Origin of the sequence: Nocardioides sp. JQ2195, from assembly GCF_012272695.1 — a bacterium.
GTDB lineage: Bacteria > Actinomycetota > Actinomycetes > Propionibacteriales > Nocardioidaceae > Nocardioides.
Genome location: NZ_CP050902.1, coordinates 1,124,245 through 1,150,079, shown reverse-complemented (window position 1 = coordinate 1,150,079; position 25,835 = coordinate 1,124,245). Strand labels below are relative to the sequence as shown.

25 protein-coding genes are annotated in these 25,835 nt (G+C 69.6%); 9 read left to right on the top strand and 16 right to left on the bottom strand.

Translation table 11 applies throughout. The features are described from left to right. Nucleotides 1-15: 15 nt before the first annotated feature. The 10 genes from ncot_RS05500 to ncot_RS05455 all read right to left on the bottom strand — a co-directional run bounded on the left by ncot_RS05500 (nt 16) and on the right by ncot_RS05455 (nt 10,463). Entirely contained in the window at nt 16-540 is a 525-nt protein-coding gene (locus ncot_RS05500; RefSeq protein ID WP_168616702.1) for a 3-hydroxyanthranilate 3,4-dioxygenase, read from the bottom strand. After that, entirely contained in the window at nt 537-1,001 is a 465-nt protein-coding gene (locus ncot_RS05495) for a RidA family protein (RefSeq protein WP_168616701.1), read from the bottom strand. The genes ncot_RS05500 and ncot_RS05495 overlap by 4 nt, the downstream gene beginning before the upstream one ends. Further along, entirely contained in the window at nt 994-1,752 is a 759-nt protein-coding gene (locus tag ncot_RS05490; protein WP_206065160.1) for a fumarylacetoacetate hydrolase family protein, read from the bottom strand. Before ncot_RS05490 ends, ncot_RS05495 begins: the two co-directional genes overlap by 8 nt. A 44-nt stretch (nt 1,753-1,796) precedes the next feature. After that, nucleotides 1,797-3,254, bottom strand: a complete 1,458-nt coding sequence (locus ncot_RS05485) for a 2-hydroxymuconic semialdehyde dehydrogenase (RefSeq protein ID WP_168616699.1) — start codon at nt 3,252-3,254, stop codon at nt 1,797-1,799. Continuing rightward, on the bottom strand, nt 3,251-4,702 hold the full coding sequence (locus ncot_RS05480) for an NAD(P)/FAD-dependent oxidoreductase (protein WP_240938086.1): 1,452 nt from the start codon (nt 4,700-4,702) through the stop codon (nt 3,251-3,253). Before ncot_RS05480 ends, ncot_RS05485 begins: the two co-directional genes overlap by 4 nt. Beyond that, the gene (gene kynU / locus ncot_RS05475) at nt 4,695-5,969 is read right to left on the bottom strand and encodes a kynureninase (protein WP_240938085.1); all 1,275 of its coding nucleotides are present in this window, start codon (nt 5,967-5,969) and stop codon (nt 4,695-4,697) included. The genes ncot_RS05480 and kynU overlap by 8 nt, the downstream gene beginning before the upstream one ends. A 96-nt stretch (nt 5,970-6,065) precedes the next feature. After that, a complete protein-coding gene (locus ncot_RS05470; RefSeq protein WP_168616696.1) occupies nt 6,066-6,986 on the bottom strand; it encodes a hypothetical protein in 921 nt (306 codons plus the stop codon). Nucleotides 6,987-7,091: 105 nt separating this feature from the next. Next, entirely contained in the window at nt 7,092-8,774 is a 1,683-nt protein-coding gene (gene ilvD / locus ncot_RS05465; RefSeq protein WP_168616695.1) for a dihydroxy-acid dehydratase, read from the bottom strand. Nucleotides 8,775-8,832: 58 nt separating this feature from the next. Then, entirely contained in the window at nt 8,833-9,294 is a 462-nt protein-coding gene (locus ncot_RS05460; RefSeq protein ID WP_168616694.1) for an SRPBCC family protein, read from the bottom strand. Nucleotides 9,295-9,377: 83 nt separating this feature from the next. Beyond that, nucleotides 9,378-10,463, bottom strand: coding sequence for an exo-alpha-sialidase (locus tag ncot_RS05455; RefSeq protein ID WP_168616693.1), 1,086 nt, complete (start codon nt 10,461-10,463; stop codon nt 9,378-9,380). Here ncot_RS05455 and ncot_RS05450 point away from each other — a divergent pair. The 4 genes from ncot_RS05450 to ncot_RS05435 all read left to right on the top strand — a co-directional run bounded on the left by ncot_RS05450 (nt 10,444) and on the right by ncot_RS05435 (nt 13,752). Further along, complete coding sequence (locus tag ncot_RS05450) at nt 10,444-11,349, top strand: EamA family transporter (RefSeq protein WP_168616692.1); 906 nt, start codon at nt 10,444-10,446, stop codon at nt 11,347-11,349. The genes ncot_RS05455 and ncot_RS05450 overlap by 20 nt on opposite strands. A 98-nt stretch (nt 11,350-11,447) precedes the next feature. After that, on the top strand, nt 11,448-11,630 hold the full coding sequence (locus ncot_RS05445) for a hypothetical protein (RefSeq protein ID WP_168616691.1): 183 nt from the start codon (nt 11,448-11,450) through the stop codon (nt 11,628-11,630). Between the two features lie 54 nt (nt 11,631-11,684). Beyond that, the gene (locus ncot_RS05440; protein WP_168616690.1) at nt 11,685-12,611 is read left to right on the top strand and encodes an alpha/beta hydrolase; all 927 of its coding nucleotides are present in this window, start codon (nt 11,685-11,687) and stop codon (nt 12,609-12,611) included. 1 nt (nt 12,612) lies between these two features. Next, nucleotides 12,613-13,752 carry a PQQ-dependent sugar dehydrogenase gene (locus ncot_RS05435; RefSeq protein ID WP_168616689.1) on the top strand — a complete coding sequence of 380 codons (1,140 nt, stop codon included), beginning with the start codon at nt 12,613-12,615 and terminating at the stop codon, nt 13,750-13,752. Between the two features lie 221 nt (nt 13,753-13,973). Here the strand turns inward: ncot_RS05435 and gatB are convergent, their stop codons facing one another. The 3 genes from gatB to gatC are packed head-to-tail and all read right to left on the bottom strand — an operon-like array spanning nt 13,974 to nt 17,370. Then, nucleotides 13,974-15,515 carry an Asp-tRNA(Asn)/Glu-tRNA(Gln) amidotransferase subunit GatB gene (gene gatB / locus ncot_RS05430; RefSeq protein WP_168616688.1) on the bottom strand — a complete coding sequence of 514 codons (1,542 nt, stop codon included), beginning with the start codon at nt 15,513-15,515 and terminating at the stop codon, nt 13,974-13,976. Beyond that, nucleotides 15,512-17,029 (bottom strand): Asp-tRNA(Asn)/Glu-tRNA(Gln) amidotransferase subunit GatA, encoded by a 1,518-nt coding sequence (gatA, locus tag ncot_RS05425; RefSeq protein WP_168616687.1) that lies wholly within the window; start codon nt 17,027-17,029, stop codon nt 15,512-15,514. The genes gatB and gatA overlap by 4 nt, the downstream gene beginning before the upstream one ends. Further along, the gene (gene gatC / locus ncot_RS05420) at nt 17,026-17,370 is read right to left on the bottom strand and encodes an Asp-tRNA(Asn)/Glu-tRNA(Gln) amidotransferase subunit GatC (protein ID WP_168616686.1); all 345 of its coding nucleotides are present in this window, start codon (nt 17,368-17,370) and stop codon (nt 17,026-17,028) included. The genes gatA and gatC overlap by 4 nt, the downstream gene beginning before the upstream one ends. Nucleotides 17,371-17,393: 23 nt before the next feature. Here gatC and ncot_RS05415 point away from each other — a divergent pair, with 23 nt between their 5' ends. Both ncot_RS05415 and ncot_RS05410 read left to right on the top strand, forming a co-directional pair. Beyond that, nucleotides 17,394-18,764 (top strand): mycothione reductase, encoded by a 1,371-nt coding sequence (locus ncot_RS05415; RefSeq protein WP_168616685.1) that lies wholly within the window; start codon nt 17,394-17,396, stop codon nt 18,762-18,764. An 8-nt stretch (nt 18,765-18,772) separates the two neighbouring features. Then, nucleotides 18,773-19,633 (top strand): SGNH/GDSL hydrolase family protein, encoded by an 861-nt coding sequence (locus ncot_RS05410; RefSeq protein WP_168616684.1) that lies wholly within the window; start codon nt 18,773-18,775, stop codon nt 19,631-19,633. A 52-nt stretch (nt 19,634-19,685) separates the two neighbouring features. Here ncot_RS05410 and ligA read toward each other — a convergent pair whose 3' ends face one another. Beyond that, nucleotides 19,686-21,839: an NAD-dependent DNA ligase LigA gene (gene ligA / locus ncot_RS05405; protein ID WP_168616683.1), complete on the bottom strand. Its 2,154-nt coding sequence runs from the start codon at nt 21,837-21,839 to the stop codon at nt 19,686-19,688. 105 nt (nt 21,840-21,944) lie between these two features. Between ligA and ncot_RS05400 the strand changes: the two genes are divergently transcribed. The 3 genes from ncot_RS05400 to ncot_RS05390 all read left to right on the top strand — a co-directional run bounded on the left by ncot_RS05400 (nt 21,945) and on the right by ncot_RS05390 (nt 25,057). Then, nucleotides 21,945-22,589, top strand: coding sequence for an alpha/beta fold hydrolase (locus tag ncot_RS05400; protein ID WP_240938083.1), 645 nt, complete (start codon nt 21,945-21,947; stop codon nt 22,587-22,589). Between the two features lie 87 nt (nt 22,590-22,676). Continuing rightward, a complete protein-coding gene (locus ncot_RS05395) occupies nt 22,677-23,273 on the top strand; it encodes a TetR/AcrR family transcriptional regulator (protein WP_168616682.1) in 597 nt (198 codons plus the stop codon). 134 nt (nt 23,274-23,407) lie between these two features. After that, nucleotides 23,408-25,057, top strand: a complete 1,650-nt coding sequence (locus tag ncot_RS05390) for an MFS transporter (RefSeq protein WP_168616681.1) — start codon at nt 23,408-23,410, stop codon at nt 25,055-25,057. 70 nt (nt 25,058-25,127) lie between these two features. Here ncot_RS05390 and ncot_RS05385 read toward each other — a convergent pair whose 3' ends face one another. Continuing rightward, the gene (locus ncot_RS05385) at nt 25,128-25,322 is read right to left on the bottom strand and encodes a hypothetical protein (RefSeq protein WP_168616680.1); all 195 of its coding nucleotides are present in this window, start codon (nt 25,320-25,322) and stop codon (nt 25,128-25,130) included. A gap of 115 nt (nt 25,323-25,437) precedes the next feature. After that, on the bottom strand, nt 25,438-25,785 hold the full coding sequence (locus tag ncot_RS05380) for a hypothetical protein (protein WP_168616679.1): 348 nt from the start codon (nt 25,783-25,785) through the stop codon (nt 25,438-25,440). Nucleotides 25,786-25,835: the final 50 nt, after the last annotated feature.

Sequence of the window (25,835 nt, the reverse complement as noted above, 5' to 3'; positions counted from 1 at the left end):
CTTGTCGAGTCCAACTCAGCCCTTCCCGGGGTGCAGCGCACCGCACTCGCCGCAGGTGCGCGCCTCCTCGGAGGAGTAGAAGGCCTCGAAGACCGGGGGCAGGTCCTGCACGATGTCGCGGACCTGCAGCTCGGCCTCGTGCACCTTGGCGTTGCACTCCTGACAGAACCAGGCGAACTTCTCCAAGGTGCCCTCGGGACGGATCTTCTCGATGACAAGGCCGATGGAGCCGGCCTCGGGACGTTGCGGGGAGTGGTAGGTGTTGCCCGGCAGCTTCCACATCGAGCCCTCGGTGATGTCGACGCGCTGCGGCCCCTCCGCTGTCATCAGGTCGACGTGCATGTTGCCGCGGTACTGGTAGAACCACTCCTCGTAGGGCTCGAAGTGGAAGTCGGTCCGGCTGTTCGGCCCGCCGACCACCATCACGATGAAGTCGCCGGTGGGGTCCCACATCTGCTTGTTGTTGACCGGCGGCTTGAGCAGGTGCTCGTTCTCCGCGATCCAGGACTCGAAGTTGAAGACGGGTGGGATGTCGGTCATGAGCTCTCCTCCATGGTTCGGTCGGTGCGGCCACTGCCGGACAGGCTGGCGACCGCCTGGATCTCGATGAGCAGGTGGGGGTGCGGGAGCTGGTGCACGGCGACCGTCGTGCGCGTCGGACCGGTGCGGTCGAAGAACTCGGCCCACACCTCGTTGTAGCCACCGAAGTCGTTCATGCTGACGAGGTACGTCGTCACCTGGACGAGGTCGTCGAGCGCGGCGCCGACGGAGGCCAGCAGGTCGCGAACGTTCTCGATCACCGCTCGGGTCTGTTCCCGGATGTCGAGGTCGACCACGCCGAGCTCGTCGACCTGCACACCGGCGAACGTGTTGTCGCTGCGGCGGCTGCTGGTGCCGGAGACGAAGACCAGGTCGCCGGCGACCTTGACGTGGGGGAAGGCACCACGCGGTGTGGCCTTGCCCTCCACGACGACGCTCTCGGCGCGGCTCCTCTCAGCCATGGTCGTCACCGTCGGGCGTCGACGCGGGCGCGGTGCGCACGGACACCGACCCCAGTCCGGCGACCGTCGCCTCCACGAGCACGCCGGGCTCCAGAGCCACCGCGGCCGTGGCCGCACCGGCAAGGATGATCGAGCCGGCCGGCAGCGCGAGTCCGTGGCGACCGGCCATCCGTTGCGCCGCAGCCACCGCCCGCCGTGGGTCGCCCAGGATGTCGGCCGTGCTGCCCTGCTCCCGGACCTGGCCGTCGAAGGAGAGGCTCACCTCGGCGTCGTCCACCGAGGCCGAGCGATCGGCGAACGGCAGCCACTCACCGATCACGAACCCAGCCGCCGAGGTGTTGTCGGCGACGACGTCCTCGAGGCTGAACCTGAAGTCGCGGTAGCGGCTGTCGATGACCTCGAGCGCCGGTGCCACCTCGGCGACCGCCGACAGCGGGTCGTCGGAGTCGGGCGACAGCTCCTCACCGAGGCGGAAGGCGACCTCCGGCTCCACCCGCGGGTGCACCATCGTCGCGAGGTCGACCGTGCCGCCGTCGGGCACCTCGGTGCTGGCGGTGAGCTGGCCGATGATCACGTCGGAGACGCCCATCTGGCGCGCCTTGGCCTCACTGGTGAAGCCGAGCTTCACGCCGATCACGGGGTCACCTCGGCCGACGCGCAGCGCAATGCCGGCCCGCTGCACGGCGTACGCCTCATCGAGCGTGAGGGGGTGCTCGTCGGAGAGCTGGGTGATCGCGGTGGCGTTGCGCACCGCATCGTCTAACCGTCCGGCAAGTTCATCGAGATTCGTTTCGTTCACAGTTGCACGCACACATTCGTGGGTTCGGTGTAGAAGTGCAGGGAGTGCAGGCCGCCCTCGCGGCCGATACCGGAGAGCCCGACACCGCCGAACGGCGAGCGCAGGTCGCGCAGGTACCACGTGTTCACCCAGGACATGCCGACCCGCATCCGCTGGGCGACGCGGTGACCACGCGAGAGGTCGCTGGTCCAGGTGACGGCGGCCAGGCCGTAGTCGGTGTCGTTGGCCAACCGGATCGCCTCGTCCTCGGTGTCGAACGGGACCACCGCGGCCACCGGCCCGAACACCTCCTCGCGCACCACCCGGTGGCTGTTGTCGAGTCCGGTCCACACGGTCGGCTGGATCCAGGCACCGCCGGCGAGGTCGGCGCCGAGGTCGGGCACACCGCCACCGACCACCACGTCGGCCCCCTCGGTGACCGCGAGGTCGAGGTAGCCCTGCACCTTCTCGCGGTGTGCACGTGAGATCAGCGGGCCGGTCGTGGTCGCCGGGTCGTCGGGACGGCCCAACCGCAGGGCTGCGGCCTCCTTGGCGAGGCCGGAGACGACCTCGTCGAAGATCGGTCGCTCGACATAGATCCGTTCGGTGCACAGGCAGACCTGCCCGGTGTTGAGGAACGTGGAACGCGCCAGGCCGGGGATCGCCTTGTCGAGGTCGGCGTCGGCGAACACCACGGCGGGGTTCTTGCCGCCCAGCTCGAACGACACCGGGCGTACGGCGGGAGCCACCGACCGCATGATCGCCGAACCGGTGCTCGACTCCCCGGTGAACGTGACCCCGTCGATGCCCGGATGGCTGGTGAGGAACTCCCCCGCCGAGCCCGGGCCGAAGCCGTGCACCACGTTGTAGGCACCGTCGGGCACTCCGGCCTCGGCAATCACCTCGGCCAGCAGCGTCGCGGTGGCCGGAGTCTCCTCGGAGGGCTTGACCACCACCGCGTTGCCGCAGGCCAGCGCCGGCGCCACCTTCCAGGTCAGCAGGAGCAGTGGCAGGTTCCACGGGACGATCACGGCGACCACGCCCAGCGGCTTGTGCACCGCGTAGTTGAGCGCCTGGCGACCGTCCGGGAGCTCGGTCAGGAAGGAGTCCTGGCCGGCTGCGGCGACGGTGTCGGCGAACGAGCGGAAGTTCATCGCGGCTCGGGCCACGTCGAGCTCACGGACCAGTGCCAGCGGCTTGCCGGTGTCGCGCACCTCGGCTGCCACGAAGTCCTCGAACCGCTCGTCGATGCGGTCGGCGACCCGGCGCATCAGCGCCACCCGATCGGCCACCCGGGTGCGCCCCCAGGCGCCGTCGACCGCGGACCGGGCAGCGCGGACTGCCGCATCCACCGTCTCCATACCGGCTTCCTCGACCCGGCCGACCAAGGAGCCGTCCACCGGGTCCACCTTGTCGAACTGCGCCACCCCGTCGACGTACACACCACCGACGAAGTTGCGGAAGCTTCTGCTCATGCTTCGACCCTAGACCCGCGCGAATCCCGGTGGTTGAGGAGCGAGGAACGAGCATCTCGAAACCTCCGGACCAGGGCCAGGACCATTGCGCCCGCACCAGCCGCCGCACCGAACAATCCGAGGTGCTGGCGCCGCATCCGCTCGTCGATCTCGACGTAGGGAACCGTGGAGAAGGAGACCAGCTCGTAGCGGGTCGGAAAACGTCCGGGGAAGGTGCGCTCCAGCGCGTGCAGGGCCTTCGAGCGCACCCGGAAGACCGGTGAGCTCACCCGGTCCCGCATCTCGACGAAGTTGTCGAGCGCCATCTCCGCGATCGCGTCACAGTTCGCCTTGCGGGCCTCCTGGTAGGCCTCGAGAGCGGCCACCGGATCACCGGACCCGGCCAGCTGGCGGTCGAGCTCGATGCAGTCCTCGAAGGCGCAGTTGGCGCCCTGGCCGAAGAACGGCACGATCGCGTGCGCGGCATCACCGAGCAAAGCGAGTGAGGCTCCCTCACCGTGGTGCACCCAGGGGCTGCAACGGATGGTGACCAGGCTGCCCACCGGGTTGGCCCTGAAGTCAGTGACGAGATCGGGGATCAGACCCGCCACGTCCGGGTAGTGCCGGGCGAAGTGATCGCGGATCTCGTCGTCGGTGCGCAGCGCGGCGAACTCCTCGGCGGTCCAGAACAACGTGCAGGTGAAGGACTTGTCGAGGTTCGGCAGCGCGATCATCATCGACGATCCCTGGGGCCAGATGTGGAGGGCACCGGGGTCGATGGCGAAGTCGCCCCCGACGGCCGGGATGGTCAGCTCCTTGTAGCCGTGGCTCAGGTAGTCCTGGCTGAAGTCGAAGCCCGGACGGAAGGTGACCGCACGGCGCGACGCGGCGTACGACCCGTCGGCGCCCAGGACCAGCCCGGCCACCTTCTCGACCGGGCCGTCGTCGGTGCGGAAGGTGAGCCGACCTCGGTCGAGGTCGACGGAGTCCAGCTGGTGGCCGAACACGATGTCCACGCCGGGCACCGCCTCGGCGGTGTCGAGCAGGATCGCGTTGAGCCGGCTGCGGCTCACCGAGTGGATCGCGCGGTCCTGGTCCGCGCTGTAGGGCTGGAGCTGTGGCGGTCCGTCCGGCGCGTGCACCATGCGCCCGTGCATGGGCAGCCCCTGGGCCAGCACCTCCTGCTCCAGGCCCACCTCGGCGAGGGCACCGAAGCCACGGGCGGACAGGGCGAGGTTGATCGAGCGACCGCGCTCCGCGCCGGCAGCCCGGGGGTCGGCGCGGCGTTCGTAGAGCGTGACGGCGTGCCCGCGCCGGCCGAGCAGCGCGGCAGCCAGGCAGCCGGCCAGGCCCGCTCCGATGATCGCCACGTCGCGCTTCTCGCCGTGCGTACCGTCCGGTGCGTCGGCCAGCGGCCGGGGCTGCGGCCGTGACTGCGGCCGTGACTGCGCCAAGGACTGCTCAGCCACGGGCACGCACCACCTCGGCCAGGGCCCGGGCGGCGCGCCAGCAGTCGTGGTAGCCGCAGTACATCGGCACCGGTGCGAGGCGTATGACGTCGGGCTGCCGGGCATCGGCGATCACGCCCCGCTCGCGCAGGGCCCGGGCCACGTCTCCCGCGTCGTCGGCGAGCAGCCGGACCGACAGCTGGGAGCCACGTCGAGCGGGATCACGCGGCGTGATGATCTCCAGCGCGCGATCACCGCAGAGGTCGTCGAGTGCCTGCTCGAGGTACGCCGTGAGCCGCTCGCTGCGAGCCCGCAGCGTCTCGATCCCGACCTCGTCGAACATCTCGAGTGATGCGAGCACCGGGGCCATCGCCAGGATCGGGGGGTTCGAGAGCTGCCAGGCGTCGGCCGAGGCGACCGGCGTGACCTCGGGACCCATCGCGAATCGGGTGGCCGGGTCCGTGCTCCACCATCCCTCCAACCGGGGCAGGGACCGGTCCGCGAGGTGACGCTCGTGGACGAAGGCTCCAGCGATCGCGCCGGGACCGCTGTTGAGGTACTTGTAGGTGCACCAGGCCGCCCAGTCGACGTCCCAGTCGTGGAGCTGCAGGGGCACGTTGCCGGCGGCGTGGGCGAGGTCCCAGCCGACCACTGCGCCCGCGTCGTGGCCGGCACGGGTGATCGCGGGGATGTCGAGGAACTCGCCGCTGTAGTAGTTGACGCCCCCGAGCAGCACCAGCGCGACGGTGTCGCCCTTCTCGCGCAGGAACGTGACGACGTCCTCGCTGCGCAGTCCCGCCTCGCCCTCCCGGGCGCGGAGCCGGATCACCGCCTCGTCCGGGTCGAAGCCGTGGAGGGCTGCCTGGCTGCGGACGGCATAGCTGTCGGAGGGGAACGCGGTGTCCTCGATGACGATCGCGTGCCGCTCGGGTGTCGGCCGGTAGAAGCTCAGCATCATCAGGTGCAGGTTGACGGTGAGCGAGTTCATCGCGACGACTTCGACCGGCCGTGCGCCGACCAGTCGGGCGGCCGGCTCACGGAGCAGCTCGTGGTAGGGCAACCACGGCCGCTCGGCCTCCAGGTGACCCTCGACCCCGAGCCGGGCCCAGTCGTCCAGCTCGGCGGTGAGTCGCTGCGCGGTGACCCGTGGCTGCAACCCGAGCGAGTTGCCGGCGAGGTACGCAAGCTCCTCGCCCGGACGGTCGGGCACCGGTGGGACCAGGAACTGGTCACGTTGCGACGGATCGCCGGCATCGAGTGCCCGAGCGCCCTCTTCGTCGAATGTCACCCTGTCGTCCTCCCCACGCGCTGTGTCAGCGGTCACACCCATCCGCTCTCCGGACACTCTGTCGGGCCGGTGTCGTCCGCGTCCAGTCCGCGCCGCTCACGCCCCGTGCACCGGCCCATCGCCCTGCGCCTCCACCAGCTCCTCCGGGCGTACGACGACCGCCTGCGCCAGCCACGCGGCGAGGTCGTGATCGGGGATCGCGGGGACGAAGGTGCGCAGGTCCGTGCCGAGGGGAACCGGGAAGGGCGCGGTCAGGGCATGGATGACGGCCCGGTTCCGCAGCCCGGCGCGCTGCAGCAGCTCCACCTCACGTCGGTTCACACCGACGGGGAGGTCGCCGTTGCCGAGGTCGGTGCCGTAGAGCACCTCTCCCCCGGCCCGGTGGAAGCGGCGCAGGTTGTCCACCGCCACCTCCTGCGCCGACGTTCCGTCATGGATGGCCAAGGTGCTGATCCAGCGCTGGCTCGCGGCCGCACGGTCGATCAAATCGTCGTCGAGCCGCTCGGTCCACGGCGTGTGGGCGAGGACGCCGACTCCGGCAGCCAGGGCACGACCGGTCATGCCGGGGCCCTCGACGTGCGCGACGACCGGCACCTCGGCCGCTGCCACGATCGCCGTGAGCGTGGTCTTGTCGAGGACCGGCCCGGCGTCGCAGTGCAGGGTCACCTTGACCACCGAGGCGCCCCGCCCGACCTGCTCGGCGACCGCCACTGCCGCATCGGCAGGTCCGGAGACGGGACGCACGCAGTCCTCCGGCGCCCAGGAACGGTCACTGGGATAGCCCCCGGGAGCGGTCAGGAAGCACCCGGCGTACGCAACGTGGACGGGTGCCCCGGCCGCGAGGTCGGCGATGTCCGGCGACCAACCGAGGTCGACGACGCCGCCGAGCCCGCCGGCCGCCAGGTCGTCGTACGCGACGAGGCCGAGGTGCACGTGCGCGTCGCGGAACGCCGGGAAGGCCGTCCCGCACTCGCCCGTGCCCCGGTGGCGCACCAGCTTGCCCACGTCGTCAGCCATGCCACCAGTTCTACCCGACGAACGGTCGATTCTTGATGCGCGAACGGTCAATTCTTGACGGCCGAACCGTCGATTCTTGACGCCCGGGAGGGCACGCGAGCCCGGTCAGGAGGTGACGGCTCCGTGGGCTGCCGACTGGACGGTCTTGGCGTACTTGCCCAGGACACCGCGCGTGTACTTCGGCGGGTGCGGCGCCCAGCCCTCCTTGCGGGCCTCGAGCTCCTCCTCGGCGACCCCGAGCTCGAGCAGGCGGTTGGCCACGTCGAGCGTGATCGGGTCGCCGTCACGCACGAAGGCGATCGGTCCGGCGTCGACCGCCTCGGGGGCGATGTGGCCGACACACAGGCCGGTGGTGCCGCCGGAGAAGCGTCCGTCAGTGATGAGCAGGACGTCCTTGCCGAGGCCGGCGCCCTTGATGGCGCCGGTGATGGCGAGCATCTCACGCATGCCCGGACCGCCCTTGGGACCCTCGTAGCGGATCACCACGACGTCGTTGGCGACGATCTGCCCGGCGGCCAGTGCGTCCAGCGCAGCCCGCTCGCCGTCGAAGACCCGCGCGGTTCCGGAGAACACGTCGTTGTCGAAGCCGGCGCTCTTGACCACCGCACCCTCAGGGGCCAGCGAGCCCTTGAGGATGGTGAGTCCGCCCGACTTGTGGATCGCGTCGTCCATCGTGTGGATCACGTCGCCGTCGAGCTCCGGGGGCGCGATCTCGGCCAGGTTCTCGGCCATCGTCCGCCCGGTCACGGTCATCACGTCACCGTGCATCAGACCGGCCTCGAGCAGCGCCTTCATCACCATCGGGATGCCGCCGACACGGTCGACGTCGGTCATCACGTACTTGCCGAAGGGCTTCAGGTCGGCCAGGTGCGGGACCTTGTCGCCGATGCGGTTGAAGTCATCGATGGTCAGGGGCACCTCGGCCTCTCGGGCAATGGCCAGCAGGTGCAGCACGGCGTTGGTGGAGCCGCCGAGTGCCATCACCACGGCGATCGCGTTCTCGAACGCCTCCATGGTCATGATCTGACGAGCGGTCAGGCCCTTGCGCAGCATCTCGACGACGGCCTCCCCCGACTTGATCGCGAAGCTGTCACGGCGACGGTCGGGGGCCGGCGGCGCAGCCGAGCCCGGCAGCGACATGCCCAACGCCTCCCCGACGGAGGCCATCGTGTTGGCGGTGTACATGCCGCCGCAGGCACCTTCACCGGGGCAGATCGCCTTCTCGACGCGGGTCACCTCTTCGCGGGAGATCTTGCCGGCCAGGCAGGCACCGACGGCTTCGAAGGCGTCGATGATCGTGACGTCCTCGCCGTCGAGCTGGCCGGGCAGAGTGGATCCGGCGTAGAGGAAGACGGAGGCCAGGTCGAGGCGCGCCGCGGCCATCAGCATGCCGGGCAGCGACTTGTCGCAACCCGCGAGCAGCACGGACCCGTCGAGTCGCTCGGCCATCATCACGGTCTCGACCGAGTCGGCGATCACCTCACGGGAGACCAGGGAGAAGTGCATGCCCTCGTGCCCCATCGAGATGCCGTCGGAGACGGAGATGGTGCCGAACTCGAGAGGGAAGCCACCGGCGTTGTGCACGCCCTCCTTGGCGGCCTTGGCAAGCCGGTCGAGGGAGAGGTTGCAGGGCGTGATCTCGTTCCACGAGCTCGCGACGCCGATCTGCGGCTTGACCCAGTCATCGTCACCCATGCCGACGGCACGGAGCATGCCGCGCGCAGCGGCCTTCTCCAGTCCGTCGGTGACATCGCGGCTTCGGGGCTTCAGGTCAGGTGCGTCGGTCATGGACCGAGCCTAATCCCGCTGCCACGACGGCGTACGCCGTGTCTCACCTGCCCAGCACTCAGGCCGGGCGCTCGACAGACTCCTTGAGCTGGGCCAGGCCCTTCTCGAAGTCCTTGCCGATCAGCTTGTCCATGGGGATCAGCCGGCCGACCAGCCCCATCAGTCCCTTCTGCTGGCCGGTCATCCGCCAGGTCACCTCCGTGCCCTCGGTGACCGGGACGAAGGTGAAGGTGACCGCGTTGCTCGCCTTCCAGGGCTTGTGGAAGTTGACCCGCACCCCGATCTCGTCGGGCGTCGAACGGGTGATCTCCATGTCGCCGGTGCCGGCCTTCTTGTTGCCCGACCAGCGGTAGTGGGAGCCGACTCCGGCATCCGGTCCGGAAAAGGTGCGGTCGAGGCGGGGGTCGAGCCCCTCCCAGGGGGACCACTTCTGCCACTCCCTGAAGTCGTTGACCAGGTCGTGCACCTGGTGTGGGTCAGCCACCACGACAATCGAGCGAACAGCCTCGAACTCCGACATCCCCTGAAACCCCTCCACATGAATGCTTGGCAAGGATCGTGCCACACCTGCAGGCTGTCACGGTGCCCCGCGTGTCGCGCAGGTCACAGCTGGGCGGCGCGGACCACCATCACATCGGGCAGGTTGTCGATCACCTGACGCCACGACTGCCCCTCGTCCGACGACGCGAAGACGGTCCCGTTGCGGCCGCCCAGATAGAGGCCGGCCGGATCCGCGCCGTCGGTGCACATGGCGTCACGCATCACCGCCACGAAGAACCTCTCGGGCAGACCTTGGCTGAGTCGCTGCCAGTGCGCGCCGGCGTCGGTGGAACGCCACACCTGCGCCTGGCCGTCGACCGGGAACCGTCCGTCTCCGCCCTGGATCGGGAAGACGAAGACGGTGTCGGGCTCGTTGGGGTGCACCACGATCGGGAACCCGAAGTCGGCCGGCAACCCGTCGGCGATGTAGTCCCACTGCCCACCACCGTCGTCGGATCGGTAGACGCCGCCGTGGTTCTGCAGGAACAGCCGATCGGGCACGTCGGGATGCCTGGCGACCTTGTGCACGCACTGGCCGAACTCCGGGAACTGCTGGCCCTCGGGCATGAACTCAGCCCGGATGCCCTGGTTGCGCGGTTGCCAGCTGGCACCGGCATCGGTCGTCTCGTAGACCCCACCGGTCGAGATCGCCACGGTCAGGCGAGCCGGGTCGGTGGGGTGGGGCAGGATCGTGTGGAAGGCCTGCCCACCGAAGCCGGCGTTCCACTGCTCCCGGTGCGGATGGTCCCAGAGCCCGCGCACCAGGCTGAAGGTCTCGCCCCGGTCGTCCGAACGGAACACGGCTCCCGGCTCGGTGCCCGCCCAGACGACGCCGGGCTCGATGCCCGGCACCAGCTGCCAGACCCGCTCGACACTCGCGTCGACGTCGTCGGGCATGCGTACGGCGCCACCGGGGGTCTCCTGCCAGGTGTCGCCGAGGTCGTCGGAGCGCCAGACCTGTGCACCGGTCCACGGCGACGACGTGCCCACGAGGATGCGCGGGCTGGCCCCGCTCGTGTCGACCGCGCAGGAGTAGACCTCCTCCATGTCGAAGTGTGGCCCGGACCAGGCCCAATCGACGCGTGCGGCGTCGGACCTGCCGAGCCACAGGCCCTTCCTCGTGCCAGCCATGAGCAGCGTTGATGACATGCTGCGAGCCTACGACCAGTTCGACGATGTGGGGAGGGTCATGCGACGGGCAATCTGGCTGGTCCTCGGCGGCATCCTCTCCGTCCAGTTCGGGGCCGCCGTCGCCAAGGACCTCTTCGACCGCATCGGCCCGACCGAGATGGTGTTCCTGCGCCTGGTCACCAGCACCTTGGTGTTCCTGGCCATCGCCCGCCCGTCGCTGCGGGGGCGCAGTCGTGACGACTGGTTGGTCGTGGTCGGCTTCGGACTGAGCCTGGGCGTGATGAACTGGTCGATCTACGAGGCCTTCTCCCGGATCCCCCTCGGTCTGGCCGTCACCATCGAGTTCGTCGGCCCGCTCGCCATCGCCGTCGTCGGGTTCCGCCGGGCGCGCGACCTGGTCTGGGTCGGCTTCGCCGCGGCGGGCGTCGTCCTGCTCGGCTTCCAACCTGCCGGTGTCACCGTCGCAGGTGTCCTCTTCGCCCTACTGGCCGGTGCCGGCTGGGGCTCCTACATCCTGATGAGCGCGAGCACCGGGGCCCGTTGGCCGGGCATCGACGGACTGGCCGTGGCCAGCGCCGTCGCCACGTTCCTGCTCCTGCCGGCCGTGCTCGCCGGCCAGCGCGACCTGTTGCTGGATCCCGAGATCCTGGCGTACGGCGCCGCCGTCGGCCTGCTCAGCTCGGTGATCCCCTACAGCCTGGAGCTCATGGCGCTACGGTCCCTGAAGCCCTCGGTCTTCGGGATCCTGATGAGCCTCGAGCCGGCCGCAGCCGCCCTGGCCGCCATCATCGTCCTCGGCGAGTTCCTCGAGCCGCTGCAGTGGTTGGCGATGGGACTGGTCATCATCGCCAGTGTCGGCGCCACGCGCAGTGGTTCGACCATCCACGAACCCGTCCCGGACTGAGTTCACCCAGATGTCACCCGGTGTCGACCCGGAGGTCCCGCGGCCGCCCTAGCGTGGGAGCACCCATCCACCGATCCACCTGGACCACCATGTCTCCCTTGCGAGTTCCGCAGAAGCTGCTGGAGCACTGGGCTGTCTCGTCCCAGTCGAAGGCCTGCCGCAACGCCATGCTGGCCGCCACGATCCTGGCCCAGCACCGCGCGGAGATCCTCGACGTCGACGAGTTCTTCTCCACCCGATTCCCGGCCGTGACTCAGCAGCGCCTCACCGGACACGGCTGACGACCCGCTCACATTGTCGACACCGGGGGTCGGCGGTGGTGGAGAATTCCCGCCATGGATGCCCTTGCCCCACCCGAAAGCATCGTCAACGACACCGACGCGTCGGTCTTCTTCTTCGACGTCGAGTCGTCCGACGGCACGATGCTCCGCGCCTGGACCAACGACCCGGACTGCCTGATCGACGGGCCGACCGTCGTGCTGTGCAACGGCCTGGGCACCAATCCGTGGACCACCCCCTCACTGGTGCGGCCGGGCTCCGGCGTACGCGTCGTGTCGTGGAACCACCGCGGGACCGGAGGTTCGGCTCGACCTGCCGACCGCAAGCACGTGCGCATCGAGGACTTCGTCGAGGATGCGCTGGCCGTGATGGACCACGTCGGCCTGGACAAGGCGGTGTTGCTGGGCTGGTCGATGGGCGTGAACACCATGTTCGAGCTCGCCGTTCGCCACCCCGAGCGGGTCTCCGGCCTCTTCGCCTACGCCGGGGTCCCCGGCGAGACCTTCTCCACGATGCTGGCGCCGTTCCGCCTGCCCAAGCCGGTGGCTCGCGCCCTGACCGTGAACCTGACCCGTGCCGTGGCGATGACCGGCAGGGCGATCACCCCCATCACCAGCCGGTTGCCGATCGGACCGCGCGCGATCAACCTGATCAGCCACAGCGGCTTCATGTTCCCCGTCGCCGACCCTGACCTGGCCATCCGGGCGATCCGTGAATACCTGACCACCCCCGTCGACTGGTACTTCCACCTCGCCCTGACCACGTCGGCCCACGGCCGCGTCTCCCTGAGCCGGATCACCGTGCCGACCGCGTTCGTCGGCGCGAAGTGGGACCTGCTCGCCGGGCCGAAGGACATGGCGACCGCTGCCGAGCGCATCGAGGGGGCGACGTACGTCGAGCTGGACGGCAGCCACTTCATCGCCATGGAGCAACCGGAGCGCTTCCACGAACTGCTGTTGGAGTTCCTCGCTAAGGTCTCCTGACATGAGGCTCGTCGCGTCCCTCCTGTTGGTCTCGGTGGCGTTGACGGCCTGCACCAGCGAGGACGCCTCCCCGCCCGAGCCGTCCGCGCAGACTCCGGTGGCACCGCCCAGCAACGAGGACAACCCGACCGACCCCGCGATCACCGCGAAGCCCTCTCCTCCTGACCCGGATCCACGGGTCAAGGTCGTGCGCACCCTCGCGACCGGGCTCCAGGCACCGTGGGGGCTCGACTTCCTGCCCGACGGCAGCGCCGTGTTCACCGAGCGCGACACGAAGCGTGTGCTCGTCCTGGAGGAAGGCTCGGAACCCCGGCAGATCGGCACCATCGACGAGGCCGATCCGCGCGTGGAGTCCGGGCTGCTGGGCGTCGCGGTCTCCCCCGACTTCGCCACCGACTCAGCGCTCTACTTCTACCTCACCACGACCTCCGACAACCGCGTCGTCAGGGCGACGTACGACGGACGCAGGCTGGGTCCGGTCGAGCCCATCCTCACCGGCATCCCGAAGGGATTCACCCACGACGGCGGGCGGCTCGAGTTCGGTCCCGACGGCAACCTCTTCGTCTCCACCGGCGAGACCGGCGACGGGCAGATGGCCCAGGATCCCGACGCCCTCGGCGGGAAGATCCTGCACATCACGACCGATGGCGACCCGGCCCCGGGCAACCCCGACCCCGACTCACCGATCTGGACGAGCGGGCACCGCAACGTGCAGGGCCTGGCCTTCGACTCCGACGAACAGCTGTGGGCCAGCGAGTTCGGGTCGCAGACCTTCGACGAGCTGAACCGGATCCGGAAGGGCGCCAACTACGGCTGGCCGCTCTTCGAGGGTGCCGGCGGCGCCCCGGACTACGCGGACCCGCAGGTGGTCTGGCGCACCGAGAACGCATCCCCCTCCGGCCTCGCCTTCGCCGAAGGACACCTCTGGATGGCCTCGCTGCGTGGCGAGCGGCTCTGGCGGGTCTCGGTCAAGGACGGCACGGCCAGCGATCCCACCGACTTCTTTGTCGGGAAGTACGGCCGGCTGCGCACCGTCGCGCTGGCGCCCGACGGGAAGCTCTGGCTGACCACCTCGAACCGCGACGGCCGGGGCGATCCGGAGTCCGAGGACGACCGCATCCTCGAGATCACCCTCCACTGACGAACACGCAACTCTTGCTGCGCGAACACGCAACTCTTGCTGCGCGAACACGCAACTCTTGCTGCGCCAACACGCAACTCTTGCGCTCCGAACAGGCAACTGTTGCGCTCCGAACAGGCAGTTGTTGACGTACGCCGACAATAGGGCCGGCTCGACCGTCAATAACTGCCCGTTCGCGCAGCAATAACTGCCCGTTCGCGCAGCAAGAACTGCCCGTTCGCTCAGGTGAGCTTCTCGAGGATCAGCTCGCGGACCCGAGCGGCGTCGGCCTGGCCACGCATCTCCTTCATCACCGCGCCGATCAGGGCACCAGCCGCAGCCACCTTGCCGTCGCGGATCTTGTCGGCCACCCCGGGGTTCTCCGCGATCGCCTTGTCGACGGCCGCGCTCAGGGCGCCGTCGTCGGAGACGATCGCGAGTCCGCGGGAGGCCACGATCTCGTCGGGGGTTCCCTCCCCGGCGATCAGGCCGTCGAAGACCTGACGGGCCAGCTTGTCGTTGAGCGAACCGGCATCGACCAGTGCCTGCACGGCGGCCACGTCGGCCGGGGTGACACCCAGCTCGGAGATCTCCTGGCCCGAGTCGTTGGCACGACGCGCCATCTCGGAGAGCCACCACTTGCGTGCGGACTGGGGCGCGGCGCCGGCCGCGATGGTCTCCTCGACCAGGCCGAGCGCACCGGCGCCGATCGTGTCGCGCATCTCGAGGTCGGAGAAGCCCCAGTCCTTCTGCAGGCGGGCCCGCTTCTCGCGCGGCAGCTCGGGCAGGGTGCCGCGCAGCTCCTCCACCCATTCGCGCGACGGCGCCACCGGCACCAGGTCGGGCTCGGGGAAGTAGCGGTAGTCGTCGGCGTCGGACTTCGGGCGGCCACTGGTGGTGATGCCGGTGTCCTCGTGCCAGTGGCGGGTCTCCTGCAGGATCGAGCCACCACCATCGAGGATCGCGGCGTGGCGCTGCATCTCGTAGCGCACCGCCCGCTCGACCGACCGCAGTGAGTTCACGTTCTTGGTCTCCGTGCGGGTGCCGAGGACTGGTTTCGAGACAGGCGCTGGCGCGCCTTCCTCAACCACCGCGCGAGGTGACAGCGACAGGTTCACGTCGGCGCGGATCGAGCCCTGGTCCATCCGGGCGTCGGAGACACCGAGGGCGACGATCAGCTCGCGCAGCTGGGCGACGTATGCCTTGGCGACCTCGGGGGCCTTCTCCCGCGAACCCAGGATCGGCTTGGTGACGATCTCGATCAGGGGGATGCCGGCGCGGTTGTAGTCGACCAGCGAGTGGTCGGCGCCGTGGATGCGACCGGTGGCACCACCGACGTGCAGCGACTTGCCGGTGTCCTCCTCCATGTGCGCGCGCTCGATGTCGACGCGCCATATCTCAGGGCCGTTCTCGCCGTCAATCTCAACGTCGAGGTAGCCCTCGAACGCGATCGGCTCGTCGTACTGCGAGGTCTGGAAGTTCTTCGGCATGTCCGGGTAGAAGTAGTTCTTGCGAGCGAAACGGCACCACTCGGCGATCTCGCAGTTCAGCGCGAGACCGATGCGCATCGCCGACTCGACAGCCTTGGCGTTGACGACCGGCATGGCGCCGGGCAGGCCGAGGCAGGTCGGGCAGACCTGGGTGTTCGGCTCGCCACCGAAGACCGCGGGACAGCCGCAGAACATCTTGGTGTTGGTGTTCAGCTCGACGTGGACCTCGAGGCCCATCGCGGGGTCGAACTTCTCGAGGGACTCCTCGAAGGTCAGCAGGGTGTCGGTGCTCATGCGGTTGCTCCGTCCAGCGCGGGGGCCTGCGCCAGCAACGGGCCGCCCCACTTCTTCTCCAGCAAGGTCTCCAGTGCCGCACCGACGCGGTAGAGCCGGTCGTCGGCCAGGGCCGGCGCGAGCACCTGGAAGCCGGCCGGCAGGCCGTCCTCCTCGGCCAGGCCGCTCGGCAGCGAGATGCCGGGCACCCCAGCCAGGTTGGCCGGGATGGTGGCGAGGTCGTTGAGGTACATCGCGACCGGGTCGTCGAGCTTCTCCCCCAGCTTGAACGCCGTGGTCGGCGCCGTCGGCGAGACCAGGACGTCGGCCTGCCCGAACGCCGCCTCGAAGTCGCGACTGATCAGGGTGCGCACCTTCTGGGCCTGGCCGTAGTAGGCGTCGTAGTAGCCGCTCGAGAGCGCGTAGGTGCCGAGGACGATGCGGCGCTTGACCTCGTCACCGAAGCCGGCATCGCGCGAGGCCCGCATGACGTCCTCGGCGCTGGGGTCGCCCTCGGGGACCACGCGCAGGCCGTAGCGCATGGCGTCGAACTTGGCGAGGTTGGAGGAGGCCTCCGACGGCATGATCAGGTAGTACGCCGCCAGTGCGTGCACGAAGCTCGGGCAGGAGACCTCGACGACCTCGGCGCCGGCCGAGACCAGCAGGTCGAGTGACTCCTGGAAGCGTGCGAGCACACCCGCCTGGTAGCCCTCGCCACCCAGCTCCTTGATCACACCGATGCGTACGCCGGACAGGTCACCACCCGCGCCCTGACGAGCCGCGTCGGCGAGCGCAGCGAGGGGCTGGTCGACCGACGTGGAGTCGAGCGGGTCGTGGCCGCCGATCACCTCGTGCAGCAGTGCCGAGTCCAGCACCGTGCGCGAGACCGGGCCGGCCTGGTCCAGGGAGTTCGCCATCGCCACGAGGCCGTAGCGCGACACCCCGCCGTAGGTGGGCTTCACACCGACGGTGCCGGTGACCGCACCGGGCTGGCGGATGGAACCGCCGGTGTCGGTGCCGATCGCGAGCGGCGCCTCGAAGGCGGCCACGGCTGCTGCCGAGCCACCACCGGAGCCACCGGGGATCCGATCGAGGTCCCACGGGTTGCGGGTCGGGCCGTAGGCCGAGTGCTCGGTGGAGGAGCCCATCGCGAACTCGTCCATGTTGGTCTTGCCGAGGATCGGCAGGCCGGCAGCCTTCAGGCGGGCCACCACCGTGGCGTCGTACGGCGGGATCCAGCCCTCGAGCATCTTCGAGCCGCAGGTGGTGGGCAGGCCCTCGGTGGCCAGGACGTCCTTGACCGCGATCGGGACGCCGTCGAGCGCGGAGGCCGGGGAGCCGGCAGCGCGACGCTCGTCGGACGCAGCGGCCTGGGCCAGCGCGCCCTCACGGTCGACGTGGAGAAAGGCGTGAACGGCGCCGTCGACGGCCTCGATGCGGTCGAGGAACAGGGTGGTCAGCTCGACCGACGTGGTCTCGCCGGCCTCGAGGGCGGCGACCAGCTCGGTCGCGGACGCGTTCAGGTAGTTGCTCATGCCTCCTCCCCCAGGATGCGCGGCACGGAGAAGCGCTGCTCCTCCGAGGCCGGGGCCATCGCCAGCGCCTGCTCCGCGGTCAGTCCGGGGGTCACCACGTCGTCGCGGAACACGTTGGTCAGCGGCAGGGCGTGGGAGGTCGGCGGGATCTCGTCGGCGGCCACCTCTCTGATGGAGGCGACGGACTCGAGGATCACCGACAGCTGCGGCGCAAGTTGCTCGAGCTCGGCGTCGGACAGGTCGATCCGGGCGAGGTCGGCCAAGTGCGCCACCTCGTCACGTGAAATCTCGATACTTCCGCTCGACCCGCGCGGACTGCTCGATCCAAGAATCTCAGGCATGGGTCGAATCCTATGCTGGGCCCATGACCCGCTACGACATCGCCGTCATCGGTGCAGGCTCCGGCAACTTCCTGATCAACCGCTCCGTGCGGGACAAGCGTGTGGCGATCATCGAGGAGAACCGCTTCGGCGGCACCTGCCTCAACGTGGGCTGCATCCCGACCAAGATGTTCGTGCACACCGCCGACATCGCGACGTGGATCCGGGACTCCGCGCGCTTCGGTCTCGACGCGCGCCTCGACGACGTGCGGTGGGCCGACATCCGCGACCGGATCTTCGGTCGCATCGACCCCAATGCCGTCGAGGCACGGCAGGGACGCGTCACCGGCGCGAACACGACGGTCCTCGACGGCCACGCGATCTTCACCGACGACCACACCCTGGCGGTCGATCTGGCTGACCGCACCGAGGAGGTCACCGCCGACACGGTCGTGATCGCGGCCGGCGGTCGCCCGGTCGTCCCCGCGGAGATCGCTGACGGCGGGGTGCCGTTCGAGACCAGCGACACGGTGATGCGGATCGATGCGCTGCCGCGCTCGATGACCATCCTCGGCGGCGGCTTCATCGGCTCGGAGTTCGCCCACATCTTCTCCGCCCTCGGGGTCGAGGTCACCATCGTGGTGCGCGGCGACGCCCTGGTCCGCCGCACGGACGAGGAGATCAGCAAGCGGTTCACCGAGCTGGCCGGCAAGCAGTGGAACCTGTGCCTTGGCCACGCGGTGACGGCTGCCCGCACGACTGGTGCCGGGGTGGCCCTCGAGCTCGACGACGGGTCCACCGTGGAGAGTGAGATGCTGCTGCTGGCCACCGGCCGCGCCCCCAACACCGACCGGCTCGGGCTGGACTCCACCGGCGTGGAGCTGCGCGACGACGGCCGCATCGTGGTCGACGAGTTCGGCCGAACGACGGCTCCGGGGGTGTGGGCCCTCGGGGACATCTCGTCGGAGTTCGCGCTCAAGCACGTCGCGAACCACGAGGCCCGCACCATTGCGCACAACCTCGCCCACCCGGACGACCTGCGAGCCTTCGACCACCGCTACGTCCCGTCGGCCGTGTTCAGCCACCCCCAGCTGGCCGGCGTCGGACTCACCGAGCGACAGGCGGAGGAGGCCGGTCACCGCATCGCGGTCAGCACGCGCGCGTACGCCGACACGGCGTACGGCTGGGCGATGGAGGACACCACCGGCATCTGCAAGGTGATCGCCGACAAGGACACCGGGCTGCTGCTCGGCGCGCACATCATGGGGCCGGACGCCTCGACACTGATCCAGCCCGCGATCCAGGCCCTGCACTTCGCCACGCCCGCGCGCGCGATGGCCCGGGGGCAGTACTGGATCCACCCGGCCATGTCCGAGGTCCTCGAGAACGCCCTGCTCGGGCTCGACCTGAGGTGACCCCCGTCGTGAGACGGCTCATCGTCGTGGGCCTGCTGCTCGGCCTGCTCGCTGCCTGTGGCGACGACGACACCACCGACAAGGAGGACCTCGCCGCCCCGGCGACGAAGTACGTCGCCCTCGGCGACTCCTACTCGGCGGCGCCGGGAGTCCTGTCCCCCACCGGCCCCGAGGCCTGCTCGCGCTCGGACCGGAACTATCCGTCGTTGGTGGCCGAGGAGCTGCGACCCGACACGTTCGTCGACGTGACCTGCTCCGGCGCCGACACCGCCGACATGGGGCGGCCGCAGTTCGTGGACGTCCCGCCCCAGCTCGATGCCGTCACCGCCGACACCGACATCGTGACCCTGGGCATCGGTGGCAACGACTTCAGCCTGTTCGCCAAGCTGGTGGGCCAGTGCGCGTTCGTGCGTGGACAGGACCCGACCGGCGCGCCCTGCCGGGCAGCCATGAACACCACCGGCAAGGACAAGCTCCTGACGATCATTGCGGCGACCCGGCGCCGCGTCGCGGACGTCGTTCGCCGGGTGCGCCAGCACGCACCGGACGCGACCGTGCTCCTAGTGGGCTACCCCCAGATCCTCCCCGCCGAGGGGACCTGTCCCGGCCGGTTGCCGTTGGCCGACGGTGACGTCGCCTACGCCCGCAGGATCAACAAGGCGCTGACCGACATGCTCGAGGACGTGGCCCGCGGCACCCGGGCGACGTACGTCGACCTGTGGCGCGCGACTGCCGGTCACGACGTGTGCGCGGACGAGCCCTGGATCAACGGACGGTACGAGAAGCCCGGGTCCGCGGCAGCATTCCACCCGTTCGCAGCCGAGCAGGAGGCTGCGGCCGAGCGCGTGCTCGACGCCCTCGAGGACTGACCGAGCCGGCGAGCCGCCGAGCCGCCGAGCCGGCGCACCGACGCAGCTGCGGTCAGCCCTGGTCGGCAACCTTCTTGGCCGCCTCGGGGCCCTGCTCCAGCAGCACCTCGAAGCCGGCTTCGTCGAGGATCGGGATGCCGAGGTCAGCGGCCTTGTCGGCCTTGGACCCGGCGGCCTCACCGATCACCGCAAAGGCGGTCTTCTTCGACACGGACGAGGCGGCCTTGCCGCCGCGCGCCAGGATCGCCTCCTTGGCCTGGTCGCGACTGAACTTCTCCAGCGACCCGGTGACCACGATGGAGAGACCCTCCAGGGTGCGCTCGACGGAGTCGTCACGCTCGTCCTCCATGGTCACGCCCGCAGCGGCCCACTTGTCGACGATGGCGTTGTGCCACTCCGACCCCTCGTCGTCGAACCATCGGCGCACGGAGGCAGCGATGGTGCCGCCCACCCCCTCCACGTCGGCAAGTCGCGCCTCGTCCGCGCCGCGGATCGCCTCGACCGAGCCGAACTCGGTGGCCAGCGCGCGGGCCGCCGTCGGGCCGACGTGACGGATGGACAACGCCACCAGCACGCGCCACAGGGGCACCTGCTTGGCCTGGTCGAGATTGGCCAGGAAGCGCGCCCCGTTGGCGGACAGCTCCCTGTCTCTCGGCTCCTCAGGAGGTGCGCCAGCGCCGTCTCGATGGGCGTCCTTCTTGGACGCCCGGGTGAACAACGTCGTCTTCAGCAGGTCGGCCTCGGTGAGCGTGAAGAGGTCGCCCTCGTCGGTGACCACGCCCGCGTCGAGCAGGGCGGCGGCGGCCTCCGAGCCGAGGCCCTCGATGTCGAAGGCTCCCCGGCCGGCGACGTGGAAGACCCGGTCGAGCAGCTGCGCGGGACACTTCTGATGGTTGGGGCAACGACGGTCCTTGTCGCCCTCCTTCTGCTCGACCAGCTCGGTGCCGCAGGCCGGGCACGTCGTCGGCATCACCCACTCGGCCAGCCCTTCGGGCCGCAACGCGAGCACCGGGCCGACGATCTCGGGAATCACGTCACCGGCCTTGCGCAGGATCACGGTGTCACCCGGGCGGACGTCCTTGCGCGCCACCTCGTAGCCGTTGTGCAGGGTGGCCCGCTCGACGGTGGAGCCGGCCACCTTGGTCGGCTCCATGACCGCGAACGGCGTCACGCGGCCGGTGCGGCCGGTGTTGACCTCGATCGAGATCAGCTTCGCGTTGACCTCCTCGGGTGGGTACTTGTAGGCGATCGCCCACCTCGGAGCCCGGCTGGTGGAGCCGAGGCGACGTTGCAGGGTGACGTCGTCGACCTTGATCACCACGCCATCGATCTCGTGCTCGACCTCGTGGCGGTGCTCACCGCTGAGCTCGATGAACTCCTCGACCGACGCCAGGTCGGGCAGCACCTTGACGCGGTGGGAGGTGGGCAGGCCCCACGCGGCCAGGGCGTCGTACGCCTGGGACTGGGCCGTCGGCGTGAAGCCCTGACGCGCTCCGATGCCGTGGCAGACCATGCCCAGGGCACGGGTGGCGGTCACCTTGGGGTTCTTCTGGCGCAGGGAGCCGGCGGCCGCGTTGCGCGGGTTCGCAAAGGGTGGCTTGCCCCGATCGAGCATGGTCTCGTTGAGCTGCTCGAACGCCTCGACGGGCAGGAAGACCTCGCCACGCACCTCGACCAGGTCGGGCACCGGGAACTCGTCGGTGCCGGTGAGTCGGTGCGGGATGGTGGAGATGGTCTTCACGTTGGGCGTGACGTCCTCACCGGTGCGCCCGTCACCTCGGGTGAGCGCACGGACCAGCCGCCCCTTCTCGTAGAGGAGGTTGATGGCCAGGCCGTCGACCTTGAGCTCGCACAGCAGCGCGGGATTCTCGACGCCGTCGCGGGCCAGCCGTGAGTGCCAGGTGGACAGCTCCTCGAAGGAGAACGCGTTGTCCAGGGACTCCATCCGCTCGAGGTGGTCGACCGCGGTGAACTCCGTGGAGACCGCCCCGCCGACCTTCTGGGTCGGCGAGTCGGGAGTGCGCAGCTCGGGGAACTCGTCCTCCAGCGCCTCCAGCTCCCGCAGCCTGACGTCGAAGTCGGCGTCGGAGAGCGTGGGGTCGTCGAGCACGTAGTAACGCCAGCGGGCGTCCTCGATCTGCTCGGACAGCTCGCGATGCCGCTCGCGAGCCTCGGGGGTCGCGGCGGTGACCTCGGAAGAACTCATGGCCCCATCTTGCCGTGTGCCACCGACACTCGCGTACGCGAACCCGCTCCAATCCCGGGCTGCCGGGGCTACGAACCACTTGGCCCCGATGAGAGGATCCACCCTGTGAGCCGACCAGTCCTGACCACGTACGACGCCCCGGCGCCGCGCGCGGTGATCCTGATGCTGCACGGCGGCAAGCAGCACTCGTCCATGTCCGTCGACTGGCGCAGCACCTCCTGGCACCGGTCGCACGCGATGCAGAAGGCGATCACCCCTCGCGCCCACGAGCACCGGATCAGCACGACGCTCCTGCGCTACCGTCACCGCGGCTGGAACGACGTGGACTCCCCCTCCCCGATCCCCGACGCCAGGTGGGCCCTCGACGAGATCCGCGACCGGCACGGCGACGTACCCGTCGTGCTCCTGGGTCACTCGATGGGCGCGCGGACAGCGGTCCACGTCGCGGACGACCCCTCCGTGGTGGGGGTGGTGGCACTGGCCCCGTGGTTCGAGAAGCACGACTCGCCGCACCGCCTGACCGGCAAGCACCTGGCCGCCGCCCACGGTTCCCACGACCGGATCACCAGCCCGAGGGCCACCGCCCACTTCGTACGCCGGGCAACCGGCGTCGCGGCCAGCACGGAGCTGCGCGACATGGGGCCGGTCGGGCACTACATGTTCAAGGACATCCCGGCGTGGAACGACTTCGCGATCACCCGCGCGCTGGCCATGGTGGAGAAATTGTCCCGGAACCGGGAATTGAACTGACCCGAAAAACATTTTGCATGAAACGAAACCGTTCCGTACAGTTGGTGGAACGAAACCGTTTCGTTCTATCGAAGGATGCTCATCACCATGACCCCAGCCGAGACCGACGAGGCCTCCTCCAGTCGCCCCCGAGTCGAGGGTGACCGGGAGCAGGAGATCCTCCAGGCGACCTTGGCTGTGCTCTGCGACGTCGGCTACGACCGGCTGACCATGGATGCCGTGGCGACCAAGGCCAAGGCGTCCAAGGCCACCCTCTACCGCCGTTGGTCCTCCAAGTCCGCTCTCGTGATCGACGCCCTGATCGCCGAGAAGGCACACCCCGACATCCCCGACACCGGCAATCTCCGTGACGACCTCGTCGCCATGAGCTGCGCGATGGGCGGGCTCGCCGACCAGAAGCCGATCGGCATCCTGGCCAGCGTGCTCACCGCCACCCAGCGCGACCCCGACTTCGCGGCGGAGTTCCGCGAACGCTTCCTGGGCCCGAAGGCGGCCGCCAACCAGGTGGTCTACGACCGGGCCCGGCAGCGCGGCGAGATCCGCGATGACCTCGACATCGACCTCATCGCCCACGCCTTGCCGGGCATCGTGCTGCAACGCATCTTCCTGCTGGGCGACCAGCCGTCGGAAGAGCTGATCACCTCGGTGATCGACCAGATCATCATGCCGGCGTGTCGGGCCTGACCCACACGGGTTGCAGCACCCGGTTCAACCGATCCGGCTGAACCGATCCGGAAGTACAACGCCCCCTGAACCACACCGTCCACGCGGTCGCCCTGCGCGACCGCGAGCCCACCCTGCTCTCGATTGGATCGCGCATGTCCGAAAGCACCGTCTCCGACGTCATCCCCGAGGTCCCACCGCCGGTCTCCTCGGCCGAGAAGAAGCGCCTGGCCTGGGCGCTCGTCCTGATCTCCATGGCACAGCTGATGGTGGTGCTCGACAGCACCATCGCCAACATCGCCCTGCCGTTCATCGGCCACGACCTCGACATCAACGAGGCCAACCTGACCTGGATCGTCACCGGCTACGCCCTGGCCTTCGGCGGCCTGTTGCTGCTGGGCGGTCGCCTCGGTGACCTCTACGGCCGTCGTCGCATCTTCATGGTGGGCGTCGTGGTCTTCGCGGTCGCCTCCCTGCTCGGCGGCATTGCCTGGACCGAGCCACTGCTGCTCTCCTCCCGCGCCCTGCAGGGCGTGGGAGCCGCGATGGCCTCCCCCGCCGCGCTCGCGCTGATCACCACCACGTTCCCCGCCGGCCCGCAGCGCAACCGTGCCTTCGCCGTGTACGCCGCGATGTCCGGCATCGGTGCCGCCGTCGGCCTGATCCTCGGTGGCTGGCTGACCGGCCTGGACCAGCCCCTGGGCGTCGACGGCTGGCGGCTCACCTTCCTGATCAACGTGCCGATCGGCCTGCTCGCAGCTGCCATGGCTCCTCGTTTCTTCGACGAGTCGGAGAAGCACGAGGGCTGGCTCGACATCCCCGGCGCCATCACCGGCACCCTCGGCCTGCTCGGGCTGGTCTACGGCTTCAGCCGGGCCGGCGACGAGCGCTACGGCTGGGGCAACGAGTGGACGCTCGGCAGTCTGGCTGCCGGTGTCGCCCTGCTGGTGTTCTTCGCGATGATCGAGTCGCGGGTCAAGCACCCACTGCTCCCGGTCCGCGTCTTCGCCCACCGCACCCGCGCGGTCAGCTTCATCGCGATGATGATCCTGCCGGCCGCGATGTTCGCGATGTTCTTCTTCCTCAGCCTGTTCGTCCAGAACGTCGTGGGATACAGCCCGCTGCACGCCGGCTTCGCGTTCCTCCCGTTCTCGGTCGGCATGATCATCTCCGCCACCCTCGCCTCCAACCTGATCAACCGGGTGGACCCGCGCTACCTGGCCGGCACCGGTTCCCTGGTCGCGGCTGCGGCACTGTTCGGCTTCTCCCGGCTCTCGGTCGACGAGTCGCCGGGCAACCTGCTCGGCGTGCTCCAGGGCGACGCCCTCGGCGCGGACGTGAGCTACTGGACCCAGATCCTGCCGTTCGTCTTCATGATGGCCCTCGGCATGGGCCTGGTCTTCGTGCCACTCACCCTGACCGCCGTCCACCACCTGCGCGCGGAGGACTCCGGCGTGGGCTCCGGAGTGCTGAACACGATGCAGCAGGTCGGCGGCGCCTTGGGCCTGGCGATCCTCTCCACGGTGTCCTTGCACTTCGCGACCAACCGAGGGGACGAGATCGCGCCGGGCCTGCTGCAGGCCGCCCGTGGAGCGGGTCTCGACCAGCAGATGGCGCCGGACAAGTTCCACGAGGCGATGGGCCAGCTGACCTACCTGGGCTCCTTCACCGAAGGTGCGACCACCGCCTTCCTCGTCGGCGCCGCGATGATGCTCACCGCCTCGGTGATCATCTGGCTCTTTCTCGGCGTCAAGCACGAGGAGCTGGCCACCGACGGCCCGGAGGCACCGGTCCACGTCGGCTGACGCCGTACGACGGCCAACGGGCCGGTCGGGAGTAGGTCTCCCGGTCGGCCCATCGTCGTATGCCGTCCACTCATCGGTGATCGAGGAACGAGCCCCAGCCACCCCGCTCGTCGAGGAACGAGCCCCAGCCACCCCGCTCGTCGAGGAACGAGCCCCAACCACCCCGGTGGTTGAGGAGCGAGCCCAGCCGCCCCGGTGGTTGAGGAGCGAGCGCCAGCCACCCCGGTGGTTGAGGAGCGAGCGCCAGCGAGCGTCTCGAAACCACCACCCCTCACTTCAACGCGGCCAGCCTGAGCTTCTCAGCAGCCGCAGGGTACGCGATCCGGTCAACACCGCCAGTGACGGCATCAGCTCGGGGTGGAGCTCATCTCGAACGACGATCACAGATCGGGATGTTGCCTGCGCAGGGTTGTCGTGGCGCGCGCCCACCACGACTCCACCAGCACCTCGCGCAGTCCATCGGCGTCGAGACGGTCGAGCCACGCCTCGACCGAGGGCGTGGCGAAGCGGTGGTGCACCCAGAACGTGTCCGGCTCGTTCTGCAACAGGCCCTCCTGCACCCCGACGTCCCTCACCCAGAACTGGAGGATCGCCCGGCCCTGGTCCTCGCGCCGGCGGGCGAGCTGGCGGCCGTGCACCTCGAGCGCGGGTGATCCCTCGTGGGCGCGAGCCCGCGCCACGTCGGGCAGGGCCAGCCCGACACGCTCGGCATCGGCCCAGGTCGCCATCTCCCGAGCATCGCACAGGACAGGCTCGGTTCGAGACGGCATGGCTGCGA